This is a genomic window from Streptomyces sp. NPDC047017 (genome assembly GCF_040644175.1).
In the GTDB taxonomy this organism is placed as follows: domain Bacteria; phylum Actinomycetota; class Actinomycetes; order Streptomycetales; family Streptomycetaceae; genus Streptomyces.
Genome location: NZ_JBEYVW010000042.1, coordinates 1 through 11,978 on the forward strand (window position 1 = coordinate 1; position 11,978 = coordinate 11,978).

8 protein-coding genes and 2 pseudogenes are annotated in these 11,978 nt (G+C 69.3%); 4 read left to right on the forward strand and 6 right to left on the reverse strand.

Features of this window, described 5'->3' with window-relative positions; genetic code table 11:
- The first annotated feature begins 331 nt into the window (after window positions 1–331).
- Both ABZ858_RS36955 and ABZ858_RS36960 read left to right on the forward strand, forming a co-directional pair.
- On the forward strand, window positions 332–955 hold the full coding sequence (locus ABZ858_RS36955) for a hypothetical protein (protein ID WP_361389331.1): 624 nt from the start codon (window positions 332–334) through the stop codon (window positions 953–955).
- Window positions 909–1,810, forward strand: a pseudogene (locus tag ABZ858_RS36960) (SAM-dependent methyltransferase). The gene ABZ858_RS36955 and the pseudogene ABZ858_RS36960 overlap by 47 nt, the downstream one beginning before the upstream one ends.
- Here ABZ858_RS36960 and ABZ858_RS36965 read toward each other — a convergent pair.
- From ABZ858_RS36965 to ABZ858_RS36975, 3 genes are all read right to left on the reverse strand, one after another.
- Window positions 1,741–2,208: a hypothetical protein gene (locus ABZ858_RS36965; RefSeq protein WP_361389334.1), complete on the reverse strand. Its 468-nt coding sequence runs from the start codon at window positions 2,206–2,208 to the stop codon at window positions 1,741–1,743. The pseudogene ABZ858_RS36960 and the gene ABZ858_RS36965 sit on opposite strands and share 70 nt — an antisense overlap.
- 1,005 nt (window positions 2,209–3,213) lie before the next feature.
- Complete coding sequence (locus ABZ858_RS36970) at window positions 3,214–4,599, reverse strand: APC family permease (protein ID WP_361389337.1); 1,386 nt, start codon at window positions 4,597–4,599, stop codon at window positions 3,214–3,216.
- Window positions 4,596–5,531 (reverse strand): carbon-nitrogen hydrolase family protein, encoded by a 936-nt coding sequence (locus ABZ858_RS36975; protein WP_361389340.1) that lies wholly within the window; start codon window positions 5,529–5,531, stop codon window positions 4,596–4,598. Before ABZ858_RS36975 ends, ABZ858_RS36970 begins: the two co-directional genes overlap by 4 nt.
- Window positions 5,532–5,724: 193 nt before the next feature.
- Here ABZ858_RS36975 and ABZ858_RS36980 point away from each other — a divergent pair, with 193 nt between their 5' ends.
- Together ABZ858_RS36980 and ABZ858_RS36985 are read left to right on the forward strand one after the other, a co-directional pair.
- A complete protein-coding gene (locus ABZ858_RS36980; protein WP_361389343.1) occupies window positions 5,725–6,462 on the forward strand; it encodes a TetR/AcrR family transcriptional regulator in 738 nt (245 codons plus the stop codon).
- A 42-nt stretch (window positions 6,463–6,504) separates the two neighbouring features.
- A pseudogene (locus tag ABZ858_RS36985) lies at window positions 6,505–6,733 on the forward strand (IS701 family transposase); the annotation flags it as partial.
- 692 nt (window positions 6,734–7,425) lie between these two features.
- On the opposite strand, the gene ABZ858_RS36990 reads toward ABZ858_RS36985, so the two are convergent.
- The 3 genes from ABZ858_RS36990 to ABZ858_RS37000 all read right to left on the reverse strand — a co-directional run bounded on the left by ABZ858_RS36990 (window position 7,426) and on the right by ABZ858_RS37000 (window position 11,053).
- A complete protein-coding gene (locus ABZ858_RS36990; RefSeq protein WP_361389346.1) occupies window positions 7,426–9,885 on the reverse strand; it encodes an ABC transporter permease in 2,460 nt (819 codons plus the stop codon).
- On the reverse strand, window positions 9,879–10,610 hold the full coding sequence (locus tag ABZ858_RS36995; protein ID WP_361389353.1) for an ABC transporter ATP-binding protein: 732 nt from the start codon (window positions 10,608–10,610) through the stop codon (window positions 9,879–9,881). Before ABZ858_RS36995 ends, ABZ858_RS36990 begins: the two co-directional genes overlap by 7 nt.
- Window positions 10,611–10,873: 263 nt before the next feature.
- The gene (locus ABZ858_RS37000) at window positions 10,874–11,053 is read right to left on the reverse strand and encodes a hypothetical protein (protein ID WP_361389349.1); all 180 of its coding nucleotides are present in this window, start codon (window positions 11,051–11,053) and stop codon (window positions 10,874–10,876) included.
- Window positions 11,054–11,978 lie beyond the last annotated feature (925 nt).

The window sequence follows — 11,978 nt, forward strand, 5'->3', positions numbered from 1 at the left end:
GCTGTGACCGATGGGTACTCGGGTGAGTCCGGGATGATGTGCCGTTGCCGTTGTCGTTGCCGTTGTCGTTGTCGTTGTCGTTGTCGTTGTCGTTGTCGTTGTCGTTGCTGTTGTTGTTGCTGCTGGTACGGCGATGTGTCTGGACCTTGGTGGGTGGTGCTCGGCCGACTCGTTACCGGCTTTCAGGGCCTGGCGCACCGTGGAGCGGTGTGGAGCGGTGTGGTCACCTTTTCGGGGATCTCGCTGTGTGCAGTCTTGGACTGCGGAATTGTCTGTACCTGTGGGTTGGATCGGGCGTGTGTGATGCCGCGATGAGGAGAGGGGCGAGGCGATGGGTGAGGGCGAGAGGGAGACGTGGACGACGGAGGAGTTCGGGTCGTCCCATGTGGGTGCGGTCGGGGTGCTGCTGGCCGATGGCACTGTCCCGGATCCTGTGCTCTTCCTCAGCTTTTCCGGGGCGGAGGGCAGGCGGGTGTCGCAGTGGAGTGTTTATGACGGCCGGCCTCATGGGGGGCCGCGGGCGGCGGCGTTGCGCGCGGTGTGCTCGTGCGGATGGACGGGATCCGGCCGTGCCCTCGTCTGGAGCGAAGGCAACGAGTCCGAAGGTGAGAGCGACGACCCGGGGGAGGCCGCCGAAGCCGTCGCCGACGCCTGCAACCGCGACTGGGACGCGCACATCGTGGAGGTGGCGCGGTCGGCGGTGCCGCTTCCCGGGGCGGTCACTGCTCTGTTGGAACAGCTGGGGCAGGAGATCGAGAAGCTGGCCGAGGACTCTCCGCTGGCCGCGGTACGTGCGGCCCGCCACCTGGAGATCCTTGCCGCGCAGAGCGCTTACTGGCCGGCGCGCGACATCGCCCGGGACACGTCGCCCGAGGAGGCCGCCGCCGCGCTCGGGCTGAACGCGCGGGATGCGCGTGGGCACTTGGCGCGCTTGGGTGGCTTCAGCCGCTACTGATCACGTGCCGCCATTCAGCGACCTGGTCGTGGTCGTTTGCGGCGACGTCCTTCTGGGCGGCACGGCCGGGGGCAGGTCCCGCTGCGTTCAGGCCGGCATCGCCGGTCCGGCCGCTTTCATCGACACGGTCAGAAGCGAGGGCGTCGTCGGCTTCGGGGAGTCGGTCGTGCTGAGTCTGGACGCCCTGCTGGAGTACGTCACCGACGATCACGAGCTCTGCCGCGTCGTGCGCCGCCTTGTGCGGGAGATGCTCTCGGGCTCGTATTTGAGTCTGTCGCACGCCACCGGGGACTGCGCGCCGGGCGCGATGAAGGCCATAGCCGGCGTCTGCGCGCAGGCCGGGATATCTGTCCGGGTGCGTAGCCGGGGGAGGTGGTGGGGTTCTTCCATGGACTTGATCTCATCGGTCCGGGCCTCGTTGTGGCGCACCGGTGGCGCCCTGGGCTTGCGAGCGGCCCAGGCCCGGTCACGGACAGGGGGGTCTCCCTGTATGCCGGGGTGGCTCGCGCACCGTTCGCCGCGACGGCGGCCGCGACCCGGGGTCTCCCTGTATGCCGGGGTGGCTCGGCAATCGTCAGCTCAATGAGTACAGTGCGCTGGAGCTGGTGGCGCCGCAGTGGCTTGCCAGGAGGGCCGGGGGGCGCCGGCTCATGGCGGGGGGTGGGCAGCTTCCTGCGCTGTCATCTGGGCCGGGCGCGGCCGGCCGCGGGTGACAGCCGGCCCCCGTACTGTGCAGGGTGGGGTGCTGTACCGCTGGCTGCTTCGGCTGAGCGGCGAGCTGGCCGTCAGGCGGCCGCTTCGAGTCGTCGTTGGACCTCCTCGGTGAAGAACAAAGGCGCGGTCGCGCCGCGGTAGGGATGGGAGCAGCGGCAGTGGCCTGTCTCCTCATCAAATTCGAAGTGGGCCGTCCACGTTCCCGTGCCGGAGTTGGATCGGATCTTTGCTTCCACGTTGAAGCCGCTCGTGGACACGCTCACGTTCTTCGCCACGTTTTCTGCGGCAGCGCGCACGATGGCGGCGAACTCAAGTTCCGCGGGTGTCGGAAGCCTGGCATCGGGCCACTGGTCGGTCGCAATGTCCTTGCTGGCGTGGTTCTTCTGGGCGAGCTTGATGAGCAGGCCGCCGACCGCGACGACGGCCACGGCGCCGATGCCGAGGGCGCGGAGGATCCTCTTCTTCTTGGACAGGGGCTTGGCGGTCTCGGCGGGGGAGGCGTCTTCGCCGTCCTCATCGGGGGTGCTCGGGCCGGGCACGGCGGCCTCCCTTTCCGGTTCAGTGGATCTGCCGCCTGGGTAATCGGCTCGGCTCTTCAGGGTGAGCCCCTTGTGCGGGCGCCGTCCAGTCCGGCGTGCCGGTGCCATCCTGCGCTTCGAGGATTTCGCGGGCCCGCCCGAGCGCGCCGTATCCGGTGCAGGCGCACGGGGCCGGGCGGGCCGCCGCCGCCGCGTCGGCGGCGCCACCGCGCGCGACACCTGGCTGACCGGGCCGCAGGAATGCAAGGTCCTGTGCACCTACGCCACCGCCTTCTCCCGCCGCTCCTTGATGGACGGCACCGGTCCGACGCCGTCCTGGAACCGTGAGCAGCTCCTGTTCCGCTCCGCGCACATCGGCGTACACGCACGGCCAAAACGCTGGCTTCCGCTGACTGCGGGTCTCCCAAGGCGCGACGATGCCACGGCGGTGTTCGCGGACGCTGTCGTGGCTGCGCCCGGTTCTAGAAGCAGAACCAGCCGTTCTGCACGAATCCCTCCGCGTTGACGGAGCCCCGGGCGAAGCCGCGCATGTACTCGCTGCCGAACTCCGCGTAGTTCTGGTGCACGGTGAACGTCTCTCCTTTGTTGAGATGGGCGAAGGGTGTGCCGCCGTACGAGCTTGGGACGTCTAGTGTCGCCGCGCGGACGGTGAGGCGCTTACCGACGTGGCTGTCATTCGCCCACAGTTAGGGTCCTGCGGCGTATGCGGCGGTTTGGCAGACGGTGAAGATGAGTGCTGACAATGCGGCGGTGAGTGAACCCAGGGCGACGCGCCGCGGGTGGCGCCGAAGTCGCCGGCTCCCCTTGGGCGGAGCGGATTCCGGCCGCTGGCGTAACGCTTTGACCATGGTGTCTTCCCCCTTTGTCTCGCGTGACGCGGCCCGCCGGCGCACGTCTGACAAGGCAGCCACAGTAAGGGGGACGGATTTCGCCGGCCACCCGCTGACGCCGGCTTCCTGGGGACTCGTATGGTGAGAGGTCATATCTGGCCTGCGAGGGGGCGTGTCAGGCCGGAGTGGCGGCCTCCTTCTCGACGTGGCCGGTGGCCGCGGGCTCGTCGTCGAGGCTCATCTCGGGGGTGGGGCGGCGGAATCCACGGGTGAGCCAGAGGAGGTGGCCGAAGCCGATCGCCAGCCGGCAACTGCCGATGGTCAGCGCCGTGGCGCTGAGCTGACTGAGCAGGTAGACGGTGACGCCCAGGCCCAGCGCCGGTGCCACGACGTGGCCGGCGACGCCCAGGCGCGGGCTGGTCCGGTTGCGCAGGTAGTGGGCGATCACGCAGACGTTGACGGCGCTGAAGGCGAGAAAGGCACCGAAGTTGATGAACGAGGTCGCGGTCTCCAGGGACATGTCGAGGCCGAGCAGGCACATCGCGCCGGTGAACAGGAGGCACAGGACCGGAGTCCCCGTGCGCGGGTGGAGCCGTCCGAAGACGCGCTTGGGCAGCACGCCGTCGCGGCCCATGCTGAACAACAAGCGGCTGGAAGCGAGCTGTACGGCGAGCACCGAGGCGAATCCGGCGATGAGGTCGGCCGTGTTGGTCCAGTCGGCGAAGGTCTGTCCGCCGATCTGGGCGGCCATGGTGTAGCCGATGATCTCGGGGTCGTCGAAGAGCCCGCCGGGGTGGACGAGTTGCATGAGGTAGGCCGTGCCGGTGGAGAGCAGGCCGCCGATGACGAGCACCAGGATGACGGCGCGGGGGATGGTGCGCTCGGGGTCCCGGGTCTCCTCGGAGAGGGTGGTGACCGCGTCGAAGCCCAGGTAGGAATAGGCGGCGACGGAGGCCGCCGAGGAGATGCCGAAGCCCTCGCTGTGCGCGTTCCACAGGGGCGCGGTGCAGGAGCCGGGCCAATGGTGGCCGAGGTATGTGGTCAGGTAGCCGATGAAGAGCAGGCTGACGAAGACGGCCACCGAGGTGCAGAGCAGGTTGACCCGGTCGGCGACCTTGACCCCGACGATGTTGACCATCGTGGTCGCCACCGCGTGCATCAGCATCCACGCCCACACCGGGACGGCCGGGAACTGCGCGTTCAGGAAGATCGACTGGACCAGCCAGGCGACCATCGGCAGGAACAGGTAGTCCAGCAGCACCGTCCAGCCGACGAGGAAGCCGGCGGGCGCGCCGAGGAAATGCCGGGTGTAGGAGTAGGCCGAGCCGGAGCCGGGGTGGAGTCTGGCCATTCTGGCGTAGCTGAGCCCGGTCAGCAGCATCGCGCCGGTGGCGAGGAGGAAGGCCGTCGGCGCGGTGCCGGCGCTGGTGGTGGCCACCACGCCGAAGACGACGACCACCATGCTGGGCGACATGTAGGACACGCCGAAGGCGACCACCGAGAGCAGGGACAGCTGCCCGGTCAGCTTCGTCTGCCCGGTGCTTCCTTGTTCGCCGCTCACGACGCCTCCCCCTGTCCGGGCCGGTGGTCGGGGAGGGGCGCGGAGGAGCGGCGCAGTGCCCGCGGGGTGAGCGGAGGGGTCTCCGGGCGCCAGGTGGCGGGGTCGATGTAGCCGTTGTAGAGCGGCAGCGGCAGCGGGCTGTCGCCGTCGGCGAAGTGGTCCCAGGGCCATGAGTCGCCGCTGGTGCCGTGGGCCCGGGCCGCCGCCACACGGTCGAAGTCGATGACGCCGAGGAGGACGGTGTCCTCCATGCCGCTCGCGGCGGCCTGGATGTGCCCCTCGGGATCGATCAGCAGGCTCCGGCCCTGCGCGGTGGGGCCGGCGCCGTTGACGCTGGCCACCCAGACCTGGTTGACGATGGCGTTGGCCTGGTTGACCGGGATCTCCTGGGCCCGGCCGGTGGTGGTGGTCTGCACCACGTTGATCACGAGTTCGGCACCCATCCAGGCCAGGTGGCGGGTGACCTCCGGATACCAGCTGTCGTAGCAGACGGACAGGCCGACCCGGCCGTGCCGGGGCATGTCGAAGACGACGAAGCTCCGGCCGACGGCCACGGTCTCGTAGGGGCGCCAGGTGAAGATCTTGCGGTAGGCGGCGACCAGCTCGCCGCCGGGGTCGTAGACCACGGCTGTGTTGTAGACCCGGCCGTCGTCGCCGCGCTCCAGCACGCTCCCGGGAACCAGCCAGATCCCCAGCTCCCTGGCCAGCTCCGAGAGCGCCTTGCCGCGGGGTCCGTCCAAGGGCTCGGCGTAGGCGGCTTCGTACGCCGAGTCGCTCATCGTCTCGGCGTCCAGCGAGCACAGGTGGAGCTCGGGGTAGACCACGAGCTCGGCCGCGTTCGCTGACCGCGTGCGCAGCCGCAGGTTCGCGGCGAACTCCTCGAAGGACTCAGCGGGCGTCTGGACCAGGGCCAGGCGCAGATATCGGCTCATCGGATGCTCCAAGCAGGATGCGATGCCTTCCGGCGTGGGCCCTGGTGTGAAGGGGGCCGGCCGGCGGCGGCGTGATACACACCACGCAACCTCAGTGCCAACGCCGTTGTCAACGCATGTGTCCATGTTGTTTGCCTGTTCGTTGTAGAGTCGACGGCCAGGCAGCGGAGCGGTCGACAAGGAGCGGGCAAGCATGGCGAAGAACACCTCCACCGCGGCGCCGGAAGGCGTCGGGGAGCCCGGTGGCGGGCTTCATGGCCGCCGGGTCAGCAGGAACCTGCGCCTGGAGGCGGCGGTCAACGCGGCCTTCGCCCTGGCCGAGCGCGAGGGCCTCGCCGGCCTGACCATGCGCAGGCTCGCCCAGGAGATCGACGTCGACGTCACCGCGCTCTACCGGCTCTTCCGCGACAAGGACGAGCTGGTGCTCGCGCTGTGCGAGCGGACCATCGAGATGGAGCTCGACGAGATCGGCGACCTGGCTCCCACCGAGAGCTGGCAGGACGTGCTGCGCCGCGTCGCCGAGGTCACCTGGCGGGTGCAGACGCGCTTCCCGGCGATCACGGAGCTGACTTTCGCCCGCACCACGGGCGGGCCCGCCGAGCGCCAGATGGTGGAACTGCTGCTCGGCTGCTTCGCCCGCGCGGGACTCGACCCGACCCGGGCGGTGCTGCTGTACCGCACCTTCATCGACACGGCCCTCGGGCTGTGCGCGGGGACCGCCGCGCTCCACTCGCTCCAGCCCGAGGTGCGCACGAAGGACCACACCACCTGGACCCGTGTCTACTCGCACCTGTCCGAGGCAAAGTTCCCCGTCACCCGGGCACACACCGACGCGCTGAGCGCCGTCGACGACAAGGCCATCTACGACACGGCCGTCGAAGCGGTCCTGTCGACCGCGGAGAGCTGGGCGTCGCGTTCACGGGGCGTGTGAGGACGCGGCGCGGGTGCTCGCATGGCCAAAGCGATGGCCCGCATGGTCCGCCGCGCCATCACGGACGACATCCCGTTCCGGTGGGTGACCGCGGACGCCGCCTACGGGTTCTCCACGGGGGGGGCGGTCCGAGCTGGAGCGGGAGGACGTCTTCCACGTCATGGCCACCACCCGGCACGACACCGTGGTCACCCGCTGGGCGATCGACCATCGCGTCCACGACCTGTTCAACAGGCTTGCCCGGCAGAAAGGGAAGCGCCGTTCCTGCGGCACCAAGGCTCAGGGCCTGGTCGCGTGACCGGACGCCTCGGCCCGTCACAAGCACGAGGTTGCGAGATAGGGGGCGCGTCCACTGTTGCGCGCCCCCACGGGCCGTTCCCATGTCCGCGCAGGTCACCACACCGTTTCACCATGATTGCACCGCTGACACCCCCGTCGCGGCCGCTTTCGCCCATGGCCCCTGGCTGGAGTGAAGGACGAAGGGACGGGCGGGATGGACAGCACGGCCGCGGCCCGGGACCGGGGCACGCCCAGCCTGGTTGCGCAACGGCCGGAGCCGCCGCGCCGCTGCACCGCCCCCGTTCGAAACCTTGCAGCAGCGGGGTCAGCTCCTGCCCGCAGCCACACAGCATGCACAGTCGCGTCCCCGGGTGCTCCGCGACCTTCAACGCATACTCCAGATCAAGCAGAGGAACGCTCTGCGGCACCTCCTCGCAGCCCGCCGCATGCAACGCCCCGGACCGGGCCGCGGCCCTGGCGCACCTTCGCCAGCACCCAGCGGAAGGCCGGCGCTCCCCGAACACCGTCGACGTCGGCGCCGACGGGAGGCGCTTGGTGGCGACCTGGTCGCAGTCGACGCCGTCGACCGGCCGCACATGCTCGGGAGCCCGGACCCACCCCCGGTACTCCGCCGCTTCCACCCCCACCGTCGAACTGGTGGCGAGGCAGTATTCCGAGGGCGCGCTATTCACGGACGCCTACGGCCTCACTCGCAGGCCGACGGCTTGCACTCCAGGCCGCGGCCGACGCGGTGGCCAAGGCGACAAGGGCGCAGATCGCAACGGTCCCCCCTATCTGGGTCCACGGGATCACCGTCGGAGCCGCCGTCACGAGCCTGCTCAGCGAGACATGCTGGGTCACCACGGCCAATACGGTCGCCACGGCGCCGAGGGCTATGCCGACCACCACCGCCACGGCGGACTCAGCCACGGCGACCTTCACGACCTGCCCGCGCACGGCGCCGACGAGTGCGAGCAGAGCGAACTCGCGCCGCCGTCCGGCCATCGCCATGATCAGCGTATTGGCGACCGCGATCAGCGCGTAGACCAGCGCGATCCCCAGAATCACCACCGCAGCATTGTTCGTCTGCCGCGCGGCATGCGAACGCTGGGCCTTGAGGTAGGCGTCGTATGTCATAACCTGGGCGCCTGAGCCCGCCAGCGCCCGGTTCACCGCGGCCCTCTGCTGCGCGTCGAGTTTCCTGTCGGTGCCGACCGCGGAGTCGAGGTAGACCTGTCTAGTCGTCAATGTGCCGGCCAGTGCAGAAGAGACGTAGGTGTCGTCTCCGTGCAGGCCGCGCGCGACGACGGCGGCGATAACGGTCGGGACCCGACGGCCGGTCGGCAGCAGGGCGACCACATGCTGCCCCACCGACAGATCATCCGATTCAGCCGCGTGCTCATCGATGACCAAAAAGTTCTCGGGCAGCGAGGCGAGAGAGCCGGAGAGCACGGGCGGCCGGACGGTGTCACCCATCGCCGTCCTGGGCACCGCGTTCGTCGTCAGCGAGTCGATCTGCTCGCCGTGGGCCGTACCGATCCGGACGTTCATGGCGGCTACCGGGGTGACCCGAACGCCGGGCACGGCCCGGAGCCGGTCCAGGGACCTCGCGTCGAGCCTCAGATCGCCGCCGGGCACCACGACGGCCGACGCACGGATCTCCTGCCGCTGCCGGGCGAGTACTGCGGCATCGCCGGACTTCTGCAGGGTCAGCAGTGTGCCCACCAGACCGACGGCCACCACGATCGGCGCCACGATGGCGGCTGTGCGGCGCCGGGAGGTGAGGAGGTTCTCGCGCACCAGCAGCGGGCCGGCCTTGGCCGAGCGGCGCAGCGGACCGAGCAGCAGCCGGGTGACCGGACGCAGCAGGACCGGGGAGAGCAGGGTGACCGCACCGACGTAGAGAACCGGGACCGCCTCGTACTTGCGTACAGTGGCCGCCAGATACGGCGCAGTCCGGGCGATCTCGATGCCCGCGCCGACCGCACCCGCCAGCATCCCGCCCCCCAGCAGCCAGCGGATCGGCGTCATACCACGGCGCTCCACCACGCTCTCGCGCAGCACCTCGATCGGCCGGATCAGCGACACGCGCAACAGGGTCGCGGCCGAGCCGGCCAGCGCCGCGGCCACGCCGATGACGAAGGAAATCAGCAAGGGCACGACGTTGAAGGGGATGGTGAACCATGACGGGGCCACATCGTGATCCAGCATCCAGGAGCGCAGCGGTACGGTCCCGAGCGGCGCGAGTACACATCCGATGATCGCCGCGGCCAGACCGATCAGCAGGGCCTCACCGAGCACCATGCGCCGCACCTGCCGGGGCGCTGCGCCCACCAGCCGCAGCAGCGCCAGTTCGCGGCGGCGCTGCTCGGCGGCGAAGGCGAAGGTCGCGACGACGACGAACACGGCGACGCACACGGCGAGTCCGGACGTGCTGCCCGCCATGGCCTGGGCATTGGCCAGTGCCGCGGACCCGCCGGTGTCATCCGGGTCGATCCGCGTCAGGTCGTCGCCGGTGAGGACCACGGCCCGGCCGCCCACGAGCGAAGACAGCCGGCCCGCGTCCTGGTCGGTGACGAGCGCGTTGACGCCCGGAGACAGCCGCGCCGCCTCCGCGTCGTTGAAAAAGACCGCGTTCTCGAACCAGAGCGCGCCGGTGACGCCCACCACCCGGTAGCGGCGCACGCCGTCGCGCGTCGCCACCTCGCTCTGATGCCCGATCAGCTCCCTGCTGCCACCCCCCACGGCGATCTCGCCCATGCCACTGGGCGCCCGCCCGGCCACCAGGCCATAGCCCGCATAACGGGCCGAGGACCAGGAGTGGCCGGTGGTGTCCGAGGCGCCGGTGACGAGCCGCGCGGGGAAGCTGCGGTCGGACGTGACGTGCCCCGCCGCGGTCACCTTCGCGACGAGGTCCGACGGGAGAATCGCGGGCGCCTTCATCGGGTTCCCGTCGAAGCCCCGTGGCGCCACCACGGCCGAGGCGTCCTTGAACCGCTGCGGCCCCGGGTGCGGCGTCCCGAAGGTCGCCGCCAGAGTCAGCGTCATCATGCCGATCATCGTGGTACCGAGTGCGAGGGCGACGAAGGCGCCCACGAAGCCCATCAGACGGTGGCGCAGGGTAGCTGCGGCGATCTTCAGCACGGCTTCGTCCCGCTCTCACCCGGCTCCAGCTGGGCCATCCGCAGGGCGACGGACTCGGCCGTCGGCTCGGTCAGGTCACCGGTCACCCGACCGTCAGCAAGGAAGACCACACGCTGCGCGTACGAGGCGGCCACCGGGTCGTGTGTCACCATGACCACCGTCTGCCCGTGCTGCTCCACCACGCCGCGCAGCAGCGCCAGGACGTCGCGCGCGGTGCGTGAGTCCAGCGCACCGGTCGGCTCGTCCGCAAAAATCACCATAGGCCTGGTGACCAGGGCGCGGGCGATGGCGACCCGCTGCTGCTGGCCGCCGGAGAGCTCGGCGGGCCGGTGTCCGCCACGCTCGGCGAGGCCCACATCAGCAAGACCCCGGTCGATGGCCGCCGTGTCGATCTCCCGCCCGGCCAGCCGCAGCGGCAGTTCCACGTTCTGCCGGGCGGTCAGCGCCGGAATCAGGTTGAAGGACTGGAAGATGAATCCCATCTGCTCGCGGCGCAGCTCGGTCAGCGCGCGCTCGGAAAGCCTGTGCAGCGGCACCCCGTCGAGCAGGACCTGGCCCGTGTCGACCCGTTCGAGACCTGCCGCGCACTGCAGCAACGTCGACTTGCCAGAGCCCGACGGCCCCATGATCGCGGTGAACGTGCCGGTGAGAAAGGACAGACTGACCCCGGCCAAGGCAGTGATGCGGCGATCGGTGCTGCCGTATGCCTTGTGCAGAGCGGTCAGGGTGACGACCTCGCAAACGCTCGCGGCACCGACGCCGGATACGTCCGAGGCCAATGCCTGGCCGGGTGATCGCGATGCTTTGAAAGCCTTGTTCCGGAACACTCGCTCGCCTTCTCTGTGGGGCATTGCTCATCCGCCACACGCACGTTAGGGCCACATGCGGCATCCCCACCTCCGGACTGCCCCTGAGATCACCCCTGAGGAACCCCTGACCGCAGAAGGCAGCAAGCAGTCCACCATGTGGCGGCCATGCGGGCTGCGAGCTAGGTGCTCCAGTCGCCTTTGGCATAGTTCACCCAGCTCTGAGCCGTCCCGGGATGCATTCCGAAGAGGTCGGCGACCACGATGAGAGGGAGGCTGATGACCGCTTCGATCACGGCGGTGTTGCGGGCGGAGAGGCCGGGCAGCCCGTACTGGTTCAGGAGGTTGTGGGTGCTGATCACGTTCCGTGGGCTGCCCAGCGGAATTCCAAGCTTACGAGGTTCTCATCTCGGCGCGGGAGAACGCCGGCCGTGACGAGCAAGCCGCGAAGTTAGCGTGTGGGCTGCTCTCGGACAGCGCGTCCAGCACCTCGTGGGTGAACTCACCTTGCCTGGGAGGCGAAGTCGGCGAGGAGTTTCGCGCTGCGCTGCGTTGCAGCCAGTTGAGGACCGCGCAGGGGTTGTCGGCGTCCGTCAGGGTGGTGGCCGACCAGTTGGCGGTCCTGGTCGAGCAGCGTCAAACGATCCCACTGAGCCGTGCTTCCGTGTAGCGCATGAGCCGCCCCGTGGCCGCCGACTACCACCAGCCCGCGCCAACCGTTTCCCCCGGCGCACCGGAAACATTCTGACTGGCACACAGCCCTCCAGGCGTTGTTCGTGCGCAGCACGCAGCTAGGCATCTGCCGCTGCTCTCCGCCCGGCGCCACGAAGCAGACATCGACGTACGAAGGATCAGGACAGGCCTCGTCATGCCCGTCCACGGGGACTCCAAGGTCATGACCCCAGTGAACGGCTTCTCAGAAAGACTGAGCAATACACAGATTCACAGAGCACACAACCTCCTCGCCCAGAGCTAGATCTAGTCCGGTAGCTGGGGAATACTTGACGAGACGATAGTTCAGATGGCGAGCAGCGAGAGATGTCGCGCCGATCCCTTTAGCTGGCCCCAGGAATTCGCGGAGCGAATTCCTGCAGGCTGAATTGCGGAGCAATTCGAGCCGCGGTCAACGGAGTTGACCGCATTCGATGGCGCAGCCATCGAATAGCCGCGCGGAGCGCGGCATTTCTTCCGCCGCGTAGCGGCGGCGCGTCGTGTCTGCGGAGCAGACCGCGCGGATCGGAAGAGCTTCGTGTAGCGAAAGAGAGTCACTTAGGGAGTGTAGGTATA

What these genes read in the sequence shown, in the direction of transcription:
- ABZ858_RS36955 (WP_361389331.1), top strand. Translation starts at nt 332, where the DNA reads ATGGGTGAGGGCGAGAGGGAGACGTGGACGACGGAGGAGTTCGGGTCG.
- ABZ858_RS36975 (WP_361389340.1), bottom strand. Translation starts at nt 5,531, where the DNA reads ATGAGCCGATATCTGCGCCTGGCCCTGGTCCAGACGCCCGCTGAGTCC.
- ABZ858_RS36980 (WP_361389343.1), top strand. Translation starts at nt 5,725, where the DNA reads ATGGCGAAGAACACCTCCACCGCGGCGCCGGAAGGCGTCGGGGAGCCC.